Below are 17,924 nucleotides of genomic sequence, written 5' to 3'. Positions count from 1 at the left end.
GAGTAAAAACTATGACGATAAAAAAACTAGCAATCATCAGTCTTTCGCGGGGTTTGCTCGGCGAGCCGTTTATTAAGCACGAGGAAGAATTGGGCTTTAGGCGTTTACGCTCATACGGGATAGAAGTCGTTACTACTGCAAATGCCTGTAAAGGAATTGATTTTCTTCAAAGTCATCCCGAAGCCCGTGCGAAGGATTTATTGGATGCTTTCTCCGATCCGTCTATCGATATGATCCTGTGCGCAATCGGCGGAGACGACACATACAAGTTGCTGCCGTATTTATTTGAACATGATGAACTACGGAAGGCGGTACAACACAGCAAAAAGATCTTCCTCGGATTCTCCGATACAACGATGAATCATTTTATGCTGCATAACGTAGGCGTGAATACTTTTTACGGTCAGTCGTTTGTGGCGGATATCTGCGAACTTGAAGATGAAATGCTGCCGTATTCAAAAAAGTATTTTGAAGAATTGATTACAACCGGCACAATAAAAGAAATCCGCCCGAGCGATATGTGGTATAGTGAGCGTACGGCATTTGATGAATCACAGATCGGTGTAAAAAGAGTGCGGCACCGGAACAATGGATTTGAATTGTTGCAAGGGAATTCCGTATTCTCCGGCGCTATTCTCGGAGGCTGCATTGAAACAATGTATGATATGTTTGACAACACCCGCCATAATGACAGCCCTGCTTTGTGCCACCGGTATCATCTTTTCCCGAGCATTGACGATTGGCATGGTAAAATACTGCTTTTGGAATCGAGCGAAGAGCGCACAAAACCAGGGCTATATCAAAAGATGCTGCAAGCCTTAAAAGCAACCGGGATTTTTGAAGTTATAAACGGCATCCTTGTCGGCAAGCCTATTGACGAAGTATATTACGAAGACTACAAACGCCTTTTAATCAGCGAAATCAACAAACCGGATTTACCGATTGTGTACAACGTTAATATCGGACACGCGACACCGCGGTGTATTATTCCGCTCGGCATTGAGGCGATGGTTGATGCGGATGAACAGGTTATACGGTTTGCATGAAAGTCCTAAGATAAACATTTTACAAAAGGCAATGCTTCGAATGTGTGATTTTCCAGCATACTAATTAAACGGCAAGCCGTACCGGTTGGACGATTTGTTCCTTTTTCCCATGCTTCTACCGTCTTGAGTGAAACACCCATGTAATTTGCAAACAAAACCTGTGTCATCCCAACGGAATTTCTTATGTGTTTTATTTCAATGTTATTATATTTTTTTATAGGTTGAATTTCATACACGGTTTTACGGCCTTTTAACTCACCTCGCTCAATAGCAACTGCTTCATTTAAGCCGGTCATTAGACTATCAAAAAAATCACTCATGTTCTTTCCTCCAGTTCCTAGCAGCTTCTGTTTTTAAAACACCGATAACTTTTTTTACTGCATTCTTTTCCGAATCGGTTAGATTCGGTTTTTCTTCCTTTGAAAATACTTGAATCAGGTAAGTTTTTGCAAAAGTTGCAAAATCAACATAACAAACTCTGGCACTTCCGCTTTTGCCTCTACCCCGAAAAGCATATCGGATTTTTTTCAAACCGCCTGTTCCAATCATCACATCGCCTGCCTCCGGATTTTTGATAAGGAATTGCTGCAATTCAGCCAAATCATCATCATTAAATCCAAGTGCAAACCACCTTTTTGTGAATGATGGTGTTTCTATAAATTCTCTTCTCATCTTACACTTTATAAAATACCCTATAAAATAGGGGTTTGTCAACGGTATTCCCTGAATACTTCCCAATCCGGCTATCGATATGATATTATTCCGCTCGGCGTTGAGGCGACAGTTGATGAGGATGAACAGGTTATACGGTTTGCATAATTCGTATAATCTATCTCAGATTATGATGACGTCGATAATTAATAACTTACACTATTGAAGATGAGCGTATGAAATTAATCCAAAAAGCTTTTTTATATAAACTTGAAGCGGAAATACGCAACGGAAAATTAATATACACACAAAAGAGGTTACTTTCAAAAATTTCAAAGGAATGCAACCTCTATGATTTTGATGATGAAGTATATGAATCGGTATATAAAAATTGGCGCATTGGAATTATTGCCGCTATGCTTTTTCTCTTGGCAGGATTTATCATAATAGACATCTATGTTAATTCAAACACAATCGATAATTTCTTGTTTTATTTTATCCCTGCCGTAATTCTGACTATTCTTTTTTTTGTTACGATGAGAAAAACAGTTTATATCAATTCAAGAGCCGGTATATTTGAATTTCTCTATACTGAAGAAGCCCGCTATTTTCTCAGCGGACTGATACGTGAATATGATACATTGTATAAAAAATATAATATAAAAGAGTTTACCGGAAAATATTTTTCCGAACAATTAGAAGAGATAAAAAGTGAAGTTGATTTAAAAAAAATGTCTAAAAAAGAGGTAAAAGAAATTATTAATACTCATGCAGAACAATTATTAGATTGTTTTTGTCCGCTATGCAATAAAAGAAAAGGTATAAATGCATTAACCATAAATACCGCCTTCAGTATATTGATTTTGACGTTCCGCCATACGAACATTGAAATCGGCTGCAAAGAGTGTTTAAAAGAAAAAGTAAAAAAAGCAAATATCATGTCTTTATGCTGCGGAATCTGGAGCCTTCCATTCGGCATTCCCGTAACGCTGTTTGCAATTTTTAAAAATATACATTCTTTGAAATATCTAAACATGGATATACCGACAAAGACATTAAAAAAATATGTATTAAAAGCGATAAAATAGCGAATTATATAATTTTCCGTATTGCTACACCAACAATAGTTATTGCAACTACGAGGAAAAGGACACTTGTCACAACGACCATACTAGTAAACTTTTTTGCAGCTCCAGTTAATTCCAACTCAGGAGCGTTAAGGACGACCGTCCATCCGGTAGTCTGCATAGTAGAGTATGCAGCTATACAAGGAAGATCCATAAACGTGTAGTACCCAACCCCTGTTTGACCGGTTAACGCAGTCTCTATAAAAACCTTAAAAGATGCAAGACTTTCATCTGCTGCTGCTTCCGATATGATATTGTACTTATTTTCTACAAAATGTTGATCCCTGTCGGCGATTATTATTCCCGTTGAACCGAGTACGGAACAATAGCCGGTATGTCCTGCTGTTATGGGTTTGATTTTTTTCGAGAAAAAATCCGATGAAACAATCATGCTTAATACGCCGGCAATTTTATCTCCCATGTAGATAGGAACCGCAAAGATAAACGATACGGTATTTATGGATGAAAAAACAGTCAGTTCTGAAACGAAATGTTTCCCGCTTGCCGCCGCTCTAAACCATTCTTCGTTTAAAGCAGATACTCGTTCACCGCTATTTATAAAGCCGTGCCCATCCATGCCACAAAACACTATTCCACGGATTGCATCGTTAAAAGCAATTTGTTCATACACTATCTTTGCTTTCTTACTATTGGGGATAGACCGATCAGTAAACGCCGGCGAATGCGCCAGCATTTCGGCATATTGAAAAAAAGCGGCAGTTTCTTTATCTAACATATCAGCGACCGCTTCCGCTTTATCAACCAGAGCTGTTTCGGCTTGTTCACGAACCATTCTTTTTACGGCTTTGACTGCAAACCGGCTTTGTACGGCAATACCTATAATCAGCATACAACTAACTCCCGCTATCAGTTTTCTGCGCAGCCGTATTTTTTCCGTTTTGTTTTTTTCAGCCTCATATCCGTCACCATTTTGATTTTCGGTATATATTGTTCTATATCTTCCCATAATAATTACCTTGCTCGTATAACTACATCCGGCTCTATTTCTACAATATCGATATATTATAATGTCCGGTATCAAACTATAAAGTAAAAAGGCTGCCCAAAAACTAACATTTTCGGACAGCCTTCCAGTCGCAAGTTATATCAACTAACGATTATTTACTTCTTTTTCGTTGCGGTTTTAGCAGATTTTGCCGTTTTAGCTGTCTTTGCGGTTTTAGCCGTTTTTTTAGCTCCGGCCTTTTTATCCTCTATTGCAGCCTGTGCAGCAGCAAGGCGGGCAATCGGAACACGGAAGGGCGATGCCGAAACATAAGACATACCGGCACGGCAGCAGAACTTAACGGATTCCAAATCACCACCGTGTTCACCACAGATACCGACCTTTAATTCGGGGCGGGTCGAACGGCCTTTTGCAATACCTTCTTTTACGAGCAATCCAACACCGACCTGATCCAAAGACTGGAACGGATCTGCCGGGAATACTCCCGCTTTTTGTTCATCGACATACGCAGGTAAGAACTTCGCAGCGTCATCGCGGCTGATACCGAGCGTCATCTGCGTTAAGTCGTTGGTTCCAAACGAGAAGAACTCTGCCCGTTCTGCAATTTTATCGGCTAACAAAGCAGCACGCGGGGTTTCGATCATCGTACCGACTAGATATTTAATCTTAGCCTCATGCTTTTTAAGAATTGCATCTGCAACGCTGCGGACTCTCGCTTCAAGAATCGCAAACTCTTTGGGATCGATAGTAAGCGGAATCATAATTTCGGGCAGTACCGTGATGCCTTTTTTATGCACATTGCATGCCGCAGTAATAATAGCGGTTACCTGCATTTCGAGGATTTCGGGATAGGTAATTGCCAAACGGCAGCCGCGGTGACCGAGCATCGAGTTTGCTTCATGGAGCTGTTCAACCCGTTCTTTTACGCTTGCAAAGCTGATATTGAGCGCTTCGGCCAATTTCTGCTGCCCTTCTTTATCGTGCGGTACAAACTCGTGCAGCGGAGGATCGATTAAGCGGATGGTAACGCCCTTTCCATCCATTGCTTTAAAGATACCTTCAAAGTCCTTTGTTTGAATCGGAAGCAGCTTCGCTAAAGCCTTTTTGCGTCCATCGGTACTGTCCGCAACAATCATCTCACGAATTGCAAGGATACGTTTTTCATCATTAAAGAACATGTGTTCGGTGCGGCACAAACCGATACCTTCGGCGCCGTGTTCGATTGCAACTTTCGCATCTTCGGGGCGGTCAGCATTGGTGCGTACTTTAATGGTGCGAGTTTCATCAACCCACTTCATCAAGGTTTTATATGATTCGGGCTGTTTTGCTTGTACCAATTTTAATTCGCCGACATATACGTCGCCTTTAGTTCCGTCAAGGGTGATAAAATCTCCTTCTTTAAGAACCTTACCGTTATAACTGCATTCACCTTTTTCGTAATCGATCACGAGTTTTTCGCATCCGACGATACAGCATTTTCCCCAACCGCGTGCGACAACCGCCGCATGGCTCGTTTTTCCGCCGGTTGCAGTCAAGATACCCTGTGCAGCGTGCATACCGCCGACATCTTCGGGACTGGTTTCTTTACGCACGAGGATTGCTTTTTCTTTCTTTGCGGCCAGCGCCTCTGCCTTAGCGGCGGAAAAACAGATTTTTCCGGCGGCAGCGCCCGGTACTGCGGCAATTCCGCTGACAAGTAACGCGGATTTCAAGTTAGCCTGCTTATAGTCAATGGCAGGATAGAAGATACCTTCAATATCGCTCGCCTTAATACGCATAATCGCTTCTTCTTTTGTGATAAGTCCTTCATTTACCATATCGACGGCCATTCTGAACGCAGCGGCAGGAGAACGCTTACCGGTACGGCACTGGAGCATATAGAGTTTACCTTCTTCTACGGTGAACTCCATATCCTGCATGTCCTTATAGTGATCTTCCAAAAGAGCGCGAACTTTGCAGAGCTGATCGTATGCTTTTTTATCTTCTTTTTCAAACTCGGAGAGTTTAATCGGCGTACGAATACCCGCAACGACGTCTTCACCCTGCGCATTAAAGAGGTAATCGCCGTAGAATATATTTTCGCCGCTGTTGGGGTCGCGCGTAAAGCAAACGCCGGTACCGGAGGTAGCCCCCTTGTTACCGAATACCATCTGCATAACGTTGACTGCAGTGCCTTTAATTCCAACGAGGTTTTCTACGCGACGGTAGGTAACCGCTTTTTCGGCCATCCAAGAATTGAATACCGCTCCGATAGCACCCCAAAGCTGTTCGATCGGATCCTGCGGGAAGTCTTTTTTAATTTCTTTTTTATACAGTGCCTTAAATTTTGTGATAACTTCTGCAAGCTCGTCTTCATTTACATCCGTATCACCGACTTTTTTGCTCGCTGCAATGTTCAAGCGCCCGCGGGTATGCTTTTCTTTTACCTCATCGAAAAGGTCATCGAACTTCATACGATCGATGCCCATTGCCGTTGAACCGTACATCATAATGAAGCGGCGGTAGGCATCCAAAGCGAAACGGCGGTTCGATGTCTTTTTTGCCAAGCCTTCAACCGATTTATCGGTTAAACCGAGGTTCAAAATCGTTTCCATCATACCGGGCATCGAAACGGGAGCACCTGAACGGACGGAAACCAAAAGTGGGTCATTGGGATCACCGAGCTTCTTACCGGCGCTTTTTTCCAGCTTTGCCAAGTTTTCTTTTACAGACTGCTCCAGACCGGCAGGATATTTTTTATTGTTCGAATAATACAACTGACAAACTTCAGTGGTAATCGTAAAACCTGCGGGAACGGGCAACTTTGCGCGAGTCATTTCGGCCAAACCGGCTCCTTTGCCGCCCAGCAGCTGCTTCATCTCGCCATTGCCTTCAGCCTTGCCGTTTCCGAAGAAATAGACATATTTCTCTTCTGCCATGATTTCCTTCCTTAATAAGTAGATAAAAATAGATTAGATACCTATCGAGAACTTCTAAAAACGAACCGTTTTTTAGAGATGTCCTAACGTATAAATAATGTATTATTTTATAGTGTACGATGATTTATGTCAACGGCTCGATTAGAGCTGTCGGGCAACCGCACCAGACTATTTTTTAACCGCCCCGCAGAATAAGTGAGGCCGTTCAACCAGAGTTTCGCCGCCTTGCGTCTCAAATGCTTGCCCGACCTCACTTATTCTGCGTCCATGCTCTACTCTGTCTGATGCGATTACTCTTCTTCTAAAATAAACCTCGGATATCATTGCAAAAGACATTACCTTTTGTTATGCTGTCGGCATGAAAATAGTTGTAATATTGCTACAAGCATTGGGGAGCCTCGGCTTCATTTTATACGGCATGAAACTGATGAGCGAAGGTATTCAGAAAAGTGCCGGAGGAAGCCTTCACCGAATCCTCAATATGATGACCGGTAATCGGGTTCTTGCCGTAATCACCGGTTTTGCAGTTACCGCTATTGTTCAATCATCAGGCGCAACCACCGTTATGACCGTTTCTTTCGTCAATGCGGGGCTGCTCTCGCTGACGCAGGCAATCGGTGTTATCTTCGGCGCCAATATCGGTACTACGGTTACCGCATGGATTGTCGCACTGGTCGGCTTTCAACTCAAACTCGCCGAAATTGCAATTCCGGCATTCGGTATTGGCTTTTTTCTTACCTTCTTCAAAAAGTTTCGGAAAGAAAGCTTGGGCGAAGGAATTATGGGCTTTGGCCTCCTCTTCACGGGGCTCGGCATTCTCTCTTCGCTTATGCCGGATATTTCCGCCGATAACCTTTCGTTTTTATCGGTAGCCGCCGACGGCAGTATATACAGCATTATAATCGGTTTTGTTGCAGGCTTTGTTTTAACGGTTGTGCTGCACTCCTCGTCAGCAACCACCGCTATTATTTTAACTATGGCATACGGCAAGGTTATCGGCATAGAATTTGCTGCGGCAAGCGTACTCGGCAGTAACGTCGGTTCGACAATCGATGCGGTTGTCGCAGCAATCGGCAGCAAGCTCAATGCGCGCAGAACAGCTATGGTACACGTACTGTTTAACGTATGCGGCGCGCTTTTATTCTTAATCTTTTTTAAACCGTCACTTGCGTTGTTGTACCGTTTAACGCCCGAAGGCACCAAACTTGCAGATATCACTATCCGACTTGCACTTTTCCACTCACTGTTCAACATTCTGAATACATTGATTGCACTCCCCTTTGTTTCGTACATTGCACGCTTTGTAGAATGGCTTGTCAAAGACAAAGGGGACGAATCGCCGGAACGGTATCAACTGGTTATGCCGAACGAAACAGCGATTAAAGAAAATATCGAAGCATATATTCTGCAGGCTGAGCGCGAAATCAGTGTGATGTCTATGGTTGTTCGAAGAATGTTCGACACAATCCGTCCGCTGCTGGAAGACGATCATAAAGGATCCGTTGAAGCCGTCATCGAACAGCTCGTACAGCAAGAAGACTATGCAGACCAAATGCAGGAAGAATTGTCCCGTTTCTTAATTGCAACATCCCGTCTGTCCCTCAGCGCTAAAGCGGAACATAATGTACGGCTGATGTTGACAATCGTTGATAACCTCGAAAACATGACCGATCATATTTATGAATTGGGACTGCACATCGAAAAGAGCAAGAAGAAAAAGCTCAATATTCCGAAAGAGGATATGGATAAACTCTTGCCCTATCTCGGCGTTGTCAATCAATTTATTCACTTTGTACACGATCACTTAAATAAACCGTTGGCACAGGATCAATTAGCGCTTGCCGATGAGATGGAACAAACGATTGATGCAATGCGCAGCAATCTGAAAAAGCTCGCACGAAACCGGTTGGAAGAAGGTGGTAATGTTAAGGCAGAGCTTTTGTATATCGATATGGTACGGACAATTGAAAAGGTCGGAGACTGCGCGTTCAGTATTTCTGAAACACTTAGCAAAACGATGTAACAGTTTACCGATGGATACCTCTAAAAATTCGATTAGATGTACAAGATATTCCTTAAAGGTTGACCGACAGAATATCCCTGTATATTATTTAATACGAGGCGAGGTGAAATATGGAACTATTGAGATATGCCGAAGACGATCCGCAGCGGGTACTAGCGATAACCGATAGCGGCGAAACATTACATTACAGCGAAATCAATACAGCTGCAGCAGCGCTTCCGAAAGAAGCAGCCCATCAGCTGGTGTTTCTACTCTGTAGAAATTCGCCCGGGACGCTGCTCGGATACCTCGGTTGCTTAAAGGCAGGCGTCGTACCGCTTTTGTTGGATGCACACATCGCACCGGAGCTTCTACACCATTTAATTGAAACCTACCACCCTGCCTTTTATTATATCCCGCAAGACTTACCGGAAGAAACAAAAAATATCCTTCCGCTGAATAGACCCGTTACAACAATAGCAGACAGCGTACTGCTCCGTTCGGATAAAAAAGGGCCGGAGCTTTTTCAAGATTTAGCGCTGCTCCTCACCACATCGGGAAGTACCGGCAGCCCCAAGCTCGTACGGCTGACATACCGCAATATCTACGAAAACGCACGGTCAATCGCAGAATACCTACATATCACCGACAAGGAGCGGCCGGTAACTATGCTGCCGATGAGCTATTCATACGGAATGTCCATTATCAATAGCCATGTCCTTATGGGCGCAACCGTCATATTGACCGGGCACGATATCTTAACCGCTGCGTTCTGGAAACGGGTTAAGCAAGAGAGCGTCAGCTCGCTTGTGGGCATCCCCTATACCTATCAAATGTTCTCCCGTCTACGGCTGACCGAAATGGAGCTGCCGGCACTCAAAACGCTGACGCAAGCAGGAGGCAAACTGCTGTATGAACTGCATCAAAAATTCGGCGAATGGAGCCTGAACACCGGACGGCGCTTTTTTGTGATGTACGGACAAACCGAAGCCGCGCCGCGCATGGCATATCTGCCGCCAGATAAGACAATGGAAAAATGCGGCAGTATGGGTATTGCAATCCCCGGCGGCGAACTCAAGCTGATCGACGAAGCCGGTGCGGAAATTACCGCACCCGATACTGTCGGCGAGTTGGTGTACCACGGGCAGAATGTCGCGATGGGATATGCGGAATGCGCTGCCGATTTAGCGAAAAGCGACGAATGGCACGGAACGCTGCATACCGGTGATATGGCAAAACGGGATTCAGATGGGTATTTTTTTATCGTTGGGAGAAAAAAGCGATTTATCAAGGTGTTTGGCAATCGGGTTAATTTAGACGATACCGAACGGCTGCTGTCCGCCGCCTTTCCCGATGCCGAATTCGCTTGTATCGGGCAAGACGACCTCCTCTGCGTTTATACGACACTTAAAACGGAGGAACAGCATCACGCAATATCGGAATACCTCGCGCAAACGACACGGCTTCCGGCAAAGGTGTTCCATGTCTTTTTTATCGAAGCTATCCCTAAGAATCCGGCGGGGAAAACGCTCTATTCGCAGCTGGAGATACGTTAGAGCATCTTCTAAAAACTCGCATAGCTTCTAAAGATGCCCTGTACAGTTGTCCGTATATACAAAAAACGGCAGCCTACCTGAACGGTAAGCTGCCGTTATGTTGCTCTGCGTATTTTTTACAGAGCTTTCATCTCTTTAGCTGTAGGCTTAGAAACCTTCTTTAATTTAAACGTCATTGCACCACCATTTGATATTGTCATCGTTTCGCCGCTAACTTTATAATCACATTCAACCATGGCTATAACCGGAGCTTTAATTTTTCCGTTTTTTGCAGTATAGTCGCCTGAGGTTACCTTCGTAAGTGTACCCAATAGCTTACTGGCGACAATCATTTTGCCATCCGCACCAAAGTAAACATACTGTTCGAAAGCTGGCGCGCCAGCAGCAGTGTCTGTCACCTGCCAAACAGTATCAGTCTCGAACTTTGCACCGCAGCTGGTAACAAACAAGGCACTTCCGATAAGCACGGTGAGCATTGCAAGTAATGAAAGTTTTTTCATCTTTCGTTCCTTTACATAATGCAATAACGCATTACGTTTTTGAAAATACGTCCGCCATACGGCAAACGTAAGTTACACGTTGTGCATAACTTCTCTTCTATAATTACTCTCCCTCTCCCCTTAAAGTCAAGCACAAATATTAAAAAAAATGAAAAACAGTCTGATGCAATTGCTATCTTCTCGGCTTGCAGTTTTCGGCTCTTTCTCATATACTGAGCAGCATGAGTGAAAACACAACTGAAATAATTACCTATGATGATTTTGCAAAACTACAGCTGAAAACCGGCAAGGTTTTGGAATGTGTAAAAGCTGAAAATGCGGAAAAACTCTACATTTTACAGGTAGACCTCGGCGAAGAAAAGCCGCGCCAAATCGTTTCGAGCTTAGTAGACTACTACACTGCCGAAGAATTGGTCGGCAAAGAGATTATCGTGCTTGCAAACCTCAAGCCCGCTAAAATGCGCGGGCATATTTCCGAAGGTATGCTGCTCTGCGCGGAATCCGAAGATTCATCGATCTGCGTCCTGCTAAAACCCGAAACGCCGGTACCCGCCGGTACTAATATCACCTAACGCTCACCGAGCCTCAATGCAAATGAGAGGTTTTCCTTAGATTTATTTACGGAGGACACTATGAAAGCGCAAGAAATAAGTGCAGGCATATACTGTATCCATGCAGATATTTGCGCACGCACCAGCCGGTTTGAAGGTTTGTGGATGCTTCCTCAAGGGGTAAGCATCAATTCATACATCGTAAAAGGTGAAAAGACCGCCTTGATCGACATTGTTCGTGATTGGGACGGCTCGTTAAAAAGCTATACGGAACAACTGGAATCCATCGGGATTTCGTTCAAGGACATCGATTACCTTATTCTGAATCACTTGGAACCCGACCATTGCGGCCTGATCGAGTATGTCCATTCCTGTAATCCGCAGGCGGAAGTTATCAGTACGTCAAAAGGGCTGGCGATAGTCGAAAAGTTTTTTAAGGTGCAGGGAAATCTCCGCGCAGTTAAAACGGGAGATAGCCTTGACCTCGGCGGCGGAAAAGTTCTCCAATTTTACGAAACACCGAATGTGCACTGGCCCGAAACAATGATGACATATAACCCTGCAACCCAAGTGCTTTTTTCCTGCGATGCATTCGGTTCGTATGGCGCTATCGGCGAAAAGATCTTTGACGATCAGCATTCGGAAAAAGAACTGCGGTTTTACGAATCCGAAGCGCTGCGCTATTATTCCAACATCGTCGCAAGTTTCAGTACCTTTGTCTTAAAGGCTGTGGATAAACTTGCAGCGCTGGACATCAAATGCATTGCGCCGAGTCACGGTCTTATTTGGCGCTCCCATCCCGACCGTATTTCTGCCCTGTACAAACGGTTTGCAGGTTACAACGCCGGCGGCGAATGCGAAAAAGAAATCTGTATTATTTGGGGTTCTATGTACGGATATACCAAACAAGGGCTTGATGCCGTTATCAAAGGAATTGAAGCCGAACAAGTCCCCTACACTATCCACGACATACCCGACACGGACGTATCCTACATACTCGGTGATGCATACAAAGCGGCAGGCTTGGTGCTTGCGATGCCGACCTATGAATACAAGATGTTCCCGCCGATGGCGTACGTATTGGATTTATTTGAACGCAAGCACATTACCGATAAAACAGTACTGCGTATCGGAAACTGGGGATGGTCGGGCGGCGCAAAGAAAGAATACGAGCAAAAAACAGCCGCTCTGAAATGGAACCATCTGGAACAATATGAATGGCAGGGCAAGCTGCTCGACGCAGATATTCGGCTGCTGGAAGAACGGGGGGCAGAACTCGCTCGTATGGTCAAAACAGGCGTTCAAGCGTAAAGTTCAACCGCTTTCCATATTGGCACAGCTTGATTAGCACAACTTGACGTATGCACGAAATCGAATTAAAAGCGCATCTTGAACATCCCGAAAAAACCGAGGCGCTGTTATCCCGTATCGCAGATTTTTCACTCCGCTGCGTCAAGACCGACCGGTACTGGACGCTTGGAGAAAAGACGGTACGGATACGGCAGGAACTGATTGGGGGCAAAGAAACGGTTTTCGTAACGCATAAGCAAAAACACTATACCGGTACGATAGAAACCAACCGCGAACTTGAATTTGAACTTGCAGCCGCGTCCGTACCGGTATTTACCGAAATGCTCGAAAGCCTCGGTATGGCCTGCACCGCAAAGAAACAAAAGGAGACAAAAGTTTTTGTTCCGCACTCAAGCTTGTTTTCCGTGGACATACTCAAAGATACTCGGTCGGTGTCGGCGGAGCTTTCCCTCATACATCCGATCGGGTATTTTTTGGAAATCGAAGTCCTCTACCCCGATGAAGGTTCCGATACCGCCGCTTACGGACGGCATATCCGTAATGCGCAGCTCATTTTCGATACACTACTCGCCGCTTTAGAAGTTCCACAATCGGCTATCGAAATACGCCCGTATAATGAACTATTGGCTCGTTAGATTTTATGAAAACATATAAAACGATATTTTTTTTACCGCGTACATTTTTCTTTTTTGCCTTACTACTTCTGTTAAACGGAACAACCGTACTGTATGCGCTAACCATTGATGCACAGCTCGAATATGAAGTTGCCGTCTTGAATCCTGAATCTTTCAAAAAACATAACCGCATCTACAACTATGAACTCAATCACGCTTTTTCAGCACCTGAATTAACCGATGAAGGTGTTTTAGACACTCCACTCACCGTTTTTTATCCGGTACTTGAGGGAACATACCCGCTCGTTATTATCAGTCATGGCTGGCATGTTTCAAAAAAGCCGAATGCAAGCCTTGCCCGTTATCTTGCCTCTCAGGGATATGTTGCGGCAATATTGTCGGCAAAAGAAAAAAGTTACCCCGAAGAGTTTATCGCTGCATTTGAATCGGCATATACCCTTTTAAAAATGGCAAACGAAAATACCGAAAGCCGTTTATTTAAGCGGATGGATATGCAAAAAATAGCAATAATCGGTCACTCTATGGGAGGAACCGCTGCGCTGCATTTTTCAAAATCAACCCCCGATATCGGTGCCGTGATTGCATTGAATCCGTATAACGGAGCATCTTCTTTGGTAGAACGAGTTGGAGGAAAAAATGAGGTTCTCGGTACCGATCTAACCGCCCTGCACATTCCCATTCTTATTGTTACCGGCAACAAAGATAATGTTGCATATCCCGAAAAAACCTTTGAATTTTACGAACACTGCAATACCTCCGCTCCCGCAGCTTTTTTTGCCGTTAAGAACGGTGTCCATAGCAGCGGGCTCGATACCAAAGGCAATATGCTTTCAGGTTGGTTCGATATCGAACTTTATATGCGCTATAGGCTGTTAATACTCGGATGGCTCGACCTGTTTTTAAAGCAGAAAATATCAGAGGCGTCTATGCCGTACTTACACCCTGCCGCTTTTGAAGCAATAACAGGATGGTTTTATTCCGGTAACACAAAACGTTACCCCGCTTACGCTTTCCGTAACTTTTTGCGCCGGTAAGAGTACCGCTGAAAAACCGCTGCACGCTGAAGCTTTTGAGGACTTCCCGTCAAAAACCTCCCCGCGTACAGCCTCGTTCCGCTTGCGTACTAACACCACCTCCTGATATGAGCGGGAAACCTGCCTCGATAAAACTCATATACTCACCGTTCGGCGACAAAATGATGTGATCCAACACCTCAATTCCTAAGAGGCGTCCCGCCTCACAGAGCCGGTGTGTCAGGTTTAAATCCTCAGCAGAAGGCGCCAAAGCGCCTGAAGGGTGGTTGTGTGCAAGAATAACTGCGGCAGCTCTATCTGCAAGTGAATCGGCGAATACCTCACGAGGATGCACGAGCGTATGCGTCAGTGTCCCGACTGAAACTACACGGATTGCTAAAATTTCGTGCGCACCGTTCAGCGATACACAGATAAACTGCTCTTGTTTACGCACCGAGTAATGCCGCAAGAATGGAACGATATCACTCGGATGCCGGACTTTTTCACCTCCGACACCGTAATATCTCCTACCAAGCTCGAACGCCGCGAGTATCGTTGATAACTTCGCAGCCCCTATCCCGTTAACGGTCTTTAACGCCGCTTCGATACTTTCCGTTTTACGTGTATCGATATGCCGGATAATCTCTTCGGCAAGTTTTGTTACCGGCTTATTTGCAATACCGGTGTGCAGAAGAACCGCGAGTAAATCGGTATCGCTGAGCTGTTCCGCTCCATGCGCCAAAAGACGTTCTCGTATATTCGGTTTTTCCCGTACATTTGAATGTATAATCATACCCGATATATAGCGCACGAGCAGTCATTTTGGCAGGGAAAATGAGAAAAATATGTCGAGGATTTTCAGTAGCGGCATGCGGTATAGAGCTTTCCGCAAGCCTTTTGAAAATAGACTGTTAAGCAGTTGTACATCCGTGTACCTCTCTACCGATGTACGTCCATGTACATCGGTAGAGGACAAGTTTTGTTCCAAAACTTGTTCCTGACTTATTCCCCGCCCATCCTTGGGCGTTCTGACGACGAGATTTGTGTTCAGTACCGCCACGGATGGCGGGCGTATTAAGCAGAAACGATGTTTTGCCTTTGGCAAAACTCGCAAGTCAATTTACAACACGGATGTTGTAAATTGACGCAACTCGCTACTGCTTATAACCACGGACATCCCTGTCCGCTCTGATACGTTGAGGACACTTTTTTACCGTATGACGCAGTAGATGTGTCGTATATTTTTGAACCAGCGCCTTTTGAAAATAGACTGTTAAGCAGTTGTACATCCGTGTACAACTGCTTAACGACGAGTTTTTCTAACAAAAAACTCGCTTCTGCTCAATTTCACGGACATCCTTGTCCGTTTTGAAATTACGAGGCGCGAGCACAAATTAACCGCAGGCACGGTACAAAATGTACATCCCTGTACATTTTGTACCTACGTGTTTGCAGGGCAAACACGCTACTGACTAGAACCACCGCCATCCGTGGCGATTCTGAAATATCATTTGCCGCAAGCCTTTTGAAAATAGACGGCGTAGATACGAGGCGCGAGCACAAATTAACCGCAGACGTATCTTTGATACGTTGAGGATTAATTTGTGCGCAGCAACGAAGTAGATATGCCGTATATTTTCAAAAGGTTATCGGATGCTTCGTAACAAAGACAACAACTGCGACATCTGCTGCCCGCGCGGGTCGGTGCCGTCGACGGTTTTTTCCGCCTTACTGCCGGTCTTTGCCGGATCGGTGTAAATGAGTACCGCCATATCGCCTTTCGTCATCCTATCGTAGTATCCCTTCCGCGTAAGCGTTCCTTCGGTAAGGTCTTCCGAAATCCGCCCTATCGTGAACGTCCCGAGTACATCTTTTTCGTTGTACAAAAGACCGATGCCTTCATTCGCGATGGTGAGCGTTCCCTTTTTGACGATTTCGATAGTATAATCGGTAAAATCGCAGTCGCCCGAACCGATATCGATAACAGCTTCTGCTTGGGAACGACCGGCGATGCTGCCGATAACCGGCATTGCTTGATTAAATAGACCGATGATGCGGCGGACAGCGTTACCGAACCGATCATTACCCGACCGATACACCGTTAAGGTTTCCGCTTTTGAACCGGTACGCCCGACATAGAGGTCAAGCGTAATCTGTATATCCCGCTCATTTTCCTGCAAATTGATGATACCGAAATAATCGTTTCCGGCAGTGCGTGCCTGTCTGAACGCTTCCATATACGAACTGGGGCTATCCAGATGAGCGGAAACCGCAAAACGGCGGTTGTAAGAAAGAATATCGTTTATCAACGCCGCGGTGAGTTTTTCTGCTTCGGGATGAAACACATTGGCCGCATTTACCTGATAAAAAAGCCCGATAGAAAGGTGTGCCTTGTTCAAATACAGCGGATCGATCTGCCAGCGGTTCCGCACCGAGTGGTCGAGCATCTTGCTGTAAGCCTCTACCGTGTCGTTTATTCGAGCAGTGCTTTTTTCGATGGACTGAATAAATTCAAGCTGCTGTATGGCGCGCTCATAAAAGCCCTGCCGCATCAGGATATTGGAGTATGCTTGACGGCTGTCCGTGTCATAGGGGTACACCTTGAGGGCGCGCCGGTATTCGTATAAAGCTTGGTCAGTCATATTGCGGTTTAAAAAGGCATCGCCCTTTATGCGGTGCGCTCCGGCAAGCTCCTTCCGTTGTGCATCTTCAAACTCAAAGGTCTGAACGGCGATATCCTCAAGCAGGGTGCGCATCAGCTCGTTTTCGGTATCGACGGAAAGCCCGATTTGCGCAGCTTCAAAGGCTTGTTTTTTTTGCGCAAGCTTCATTAAGCAGAGCGCTTTTACATACCACGCATCAGCACGCTTACGGTCGCCTGCAATGCGCAAATCGGCTACGGACATCGCCTCGCGGTAACGGCCGGAGCTGTATAAAAGCGAGCAGAGCAACGCCCGCGCCTTGTCATAGTCTTCGTCGATGGTAAGCGCCGCACGGATACGTCCTTCCGCTTCGTTCAGGTTGCCTGCAAGGGCGGAAAGGTAACCGGCAAAGTAATGCACCTGCGCGTTATCCCCGTGGTATTGCAGGGCGCGGCTGATATAACTCTGCGCCGCTTTGTTATTGCCCGTTTCATAGCTGAGCAGCGCAAGCGACAGAAGAGCCTTGCGGTTTTCACTCTGACGGCGGAGCGCGGCGGTGTACAGTTCCGAAGCATTGGTTAAGCGACCGCCCGTTACCTCGATTTCCGCCATGCCAAAGCGGGCGTCGAGGTTGTTCGGATAACGATTTAAAACACTCGAAAAAATCTTTTGAGCGTCTTCGATACGCCCGATACCGATCAGAATAAACGCATAGAGGTTTTCGATATCGACATCCTGCGGGGAGTAACGGCGCGCCTTTTCAGCATAGACAATGGCCTGATCATATTCGCCCAGCGCGTAAAAACATTCGGCTAATCCTCGATACACGGCATTATAGGCAGGATTTTCTTTTAACGCCTGTTGATAGAGTTCTATAGCGCCGTACCAGTTTTCATGGTATTGCAGCTCCTTTCCTTTCTCAAATAGTTGAATAGGAGAAGCCAAAAGAGGCAGCGCAACGCAGAGCAGAAATATACTAAACAGACTATTTTTACGCATAAATCT

At 45.3% G+C, this 17,924-nt stretch carries 15 protein-coding genes; 8 read left to right on the top strand and 7 right to left on the bottom strand.

The window, feature by feature from the left end:
- Nucleotides 1-11: 11 nt before the first annotated feature.
- Nucleotides 12-1,046 carry a S66 family peptidase gene (locus tag DWB79_RS07355; RefSeq protein ID WP_016523405.1) on the top strand — a complete coding sequence of 345 codons (1,035 nt, stop codon included), beginning with the start codon at nucleotides 12-14 and terminating at the stop codon, nucleotides 1,044-1,046.
- A 5-nt stretch (nucleotides 1,047-1,051) separates the two neighbouring features.
- Here the strand turns inward: DWB79_RS07355 and DWB79_RS07350 are convergent, their stop codons facing one another.
- Both DWB79_RS07350 and DWB79_RS07345 read right to left on the bottom strand, forming a co-directional pair.
- The gene (locus DWB79_RS07350) at nucleotides 1,052-1,366 is read right to left on the bottom strand and encodes a helix-turn-helix domain-containing protein (protein WP_016523404.1); all 315 of its coding nucleotides are present in this window, start codon (nucleotides 1,364-1,366) and stop codon (nucleotides 1,052-1,054) included.
- The gene (locus DWB79_RS07345) at nucleotides 1,359-1,784 is read right to left on the bottom strand and encodes a type II toxin-antitoxin system RelE/ParE family toxin (RefSeq protein ID WP_245541308.1); all 426 of its coding nucleotides are present in this window, start codon (nucleotides 1,782-1,784) and stop codon (nucleotides 1,359-1,361) included. The genes DWB79_RS07350 and DWB79_RS07345 overlap by 8 nt, the downstream gene beginning before the upstream one ends.
- A gap of 149 nt (nucleotides 1,785-1,933) precedes the next feature.
- On the opposite strand from DWB79_RS07345, the gene DWB79_RS12080 reads away from it, so the two are divergent.
- Nucleotides 1,934-2,785 (top strand): hypothetical protein, encoded by an 852-nt coding sequence (locus DWB79_RS12080; protein ID WP_016523402.1) that lies wholly within the window; start codon nucleotides 1,934-1,936, stop codon nucleotides 2,783-2,785.
- Between the two features lie 4 nt (nucleotides 2,786-2,789).
- On the opposite strand, the gene DWB79_RS07330 is transcribed toward DWB79_RS12080, so the two are convergent.
- Entirely contained in the window at nucleotides 2,790-3,791 is a 1,002-nt protein-coding gene (locus DWB79_RS07330; RefSeq protein WP_016523401.1) for a cache domain-containing protein, read from the bottom strand.
- A gap of 155 nt (nucleotides 3,792-3,946) precedes the next feature.
- On the bottom strand, nucleotides 3,947-6,709 hold the full coding sequence (gene ppdK, locus DWB79_RS07325; RefSeq protein ID WP_016523400.1) for a pyruvate, phosphate dikinase: 2,763 nt from the start codon (nucleotides 6,707-6,709) through the stop codon (nucleotides 3,947-3,949).
- A 358-nt stretch (nucleotides 6,710-7,067) separates the two neighbouring features.
- On the opposite strand from ppdK, the gene DWB79_RS07320 reads away from it, so the two are divergent.
- Both DWB79_RS07320 and DWB79_RS07315 read left to right on the top strand, forming a co-directional pair.
- Nucleotides 7,068-8,732: a Na/Pi cotransporter family protein gene (locus DWB79_RS07320; RefSeq protein WP_016523399.1), complete on the top strand. Its 1,665-nt coding sequence runs from the start codon at nucleotides 7,068-7,070 to the stop codon at nucleotides 8,730-8,732.
- Nucleotides 8,733-8,842: 110 nt separating this feature from the next.
- A complete protein-coding gene (locus DWB79_RS07315) occupies nucleotides 8,843-10,267 on the top strand; it encodes an AMP-binding protein (RefSeq protein ID WP_016523398.1) in 1,425 nt (474 codons plus the stop codon).
- Nucleotides 10,268-10,383: 116 nt separating this feature from the next.
- Here the strand turns inward: DWB79_RS07315 and DWB79_RS07310 are convergent, their stop codons facing one another.
- Complete coding sequence (locus DWB79_RS07310) at nucleotides 10,384-10,767, bottom strand: hypothetical protein (protein ID WP_016523397.1); 384 nt, start codon at nucleotides 10,765-10,767, stop codon at nucleotides 10,384-10,386.
- A gap of 221 nt (nucleotides 10,768-10,988) precedes the next feature.
- On the opposite strand from DWB79_RS07310, the gene metG reads away from it, so the two are divergent.
- Genes metG through DWB79_RS07290 form a run of 4 tightly spaced genes read left to right on the top strand, consistent with a single transcriptional unit; the run spans nucleotide 10,989 to nucleotide 14,298 of the window.
- Nucleotides 10,989-11,339, top strand: coding sequence for a methionine--tRNA ligase subunit beta (gene metG, locus DWB79_RS07305; RefSeq protein WP_016523396.1), 351 nt, complete (start codon nucleotides 10,989-10,991; stop codon nucleotides 11,337-11,339).
- 60 nt (nucleotides 11,340-11,399) lie between these two features.
- Nucleotides 11,400-12,629 carry an FprA family A-type flavoprotein gene (locus DWB79_RS07300; protein WP_016523395.1) on the top strand — a complete coding sequence of 410 codons (1,230 nt, stop codon included), beginning with the start codon at nucleotides 11,400-11,402 and terminating at the stop codon, nucleotides 12,627-12,629.
- 50 nt (nucleotides 12,630-12,679) lie between these two features.
- Complete coding sequence (locus tag DWB79_RS07295; RefSeq protein ID WP_016523394.1) at nucleotides 12,680-13,264, top strand: CYTH domain-containing protein; 585 nt, start codon at nucleotides 12,680-12,682, stop codon at nucleotides 13,262-13,264.
- Between the two features lie 5 nt (nucleotides 13,265-13,269).
- On the top strand, nucleotides 13,270-14,298 hold the full coding sequence (locus DWB79_RS07290; protein ID WP_016523393.1) for an alpha/beta hydrolase family protein: 1,029 nt from the start codon (nucleotides 13,270-13,272) through the stop codon (nucleotides 14,296-14,298).
- 49 nt (nucleotides 14,299-14,347) lie between these two features.
- On the opposite strand, the gene radC is transcribed toward DWB79_RS07290, so the two are convergent.
- Entirely contained in the window at nucleotides 14,348-15,070 is a 723-nt protein-coding gene (radC, locus tag DWB79_RS07285) for a RadC family protein (protein ID WP_016523392.1), read from the bottom strand.
- Between the two features lie 853 nt (nucleotides 15,071-15,923).
- Nucleotides 15,924-17,918, bottom strand: coding sequence for a tetratricopeptide repeat protein (locus tag DWB79_RS07280; RefSeq protein ID WP_016523391.1), 1,995 nt, complete (start codon nucleotides 17,916-17,918; stop codon nucleotides 15,924-15,926).
- Nucleotides 17,919-17,924: the final 6 nt, after the last annotated feature.

Origin of the sequence: Treponema medium (assembly GCF_017161265.1) — a bacterium.
In the GTDB taxonomy this organism is placed as follows: Bacteria; Spirochaetota; Spirochaetia; order Treponematales; family Treponemataceae; genus Treponema; species Treponema medium.
Note: the sequence above shows the minus strand (reverse complement) of the source record. Positions and strands in the feature narration are given on the sequence as shown.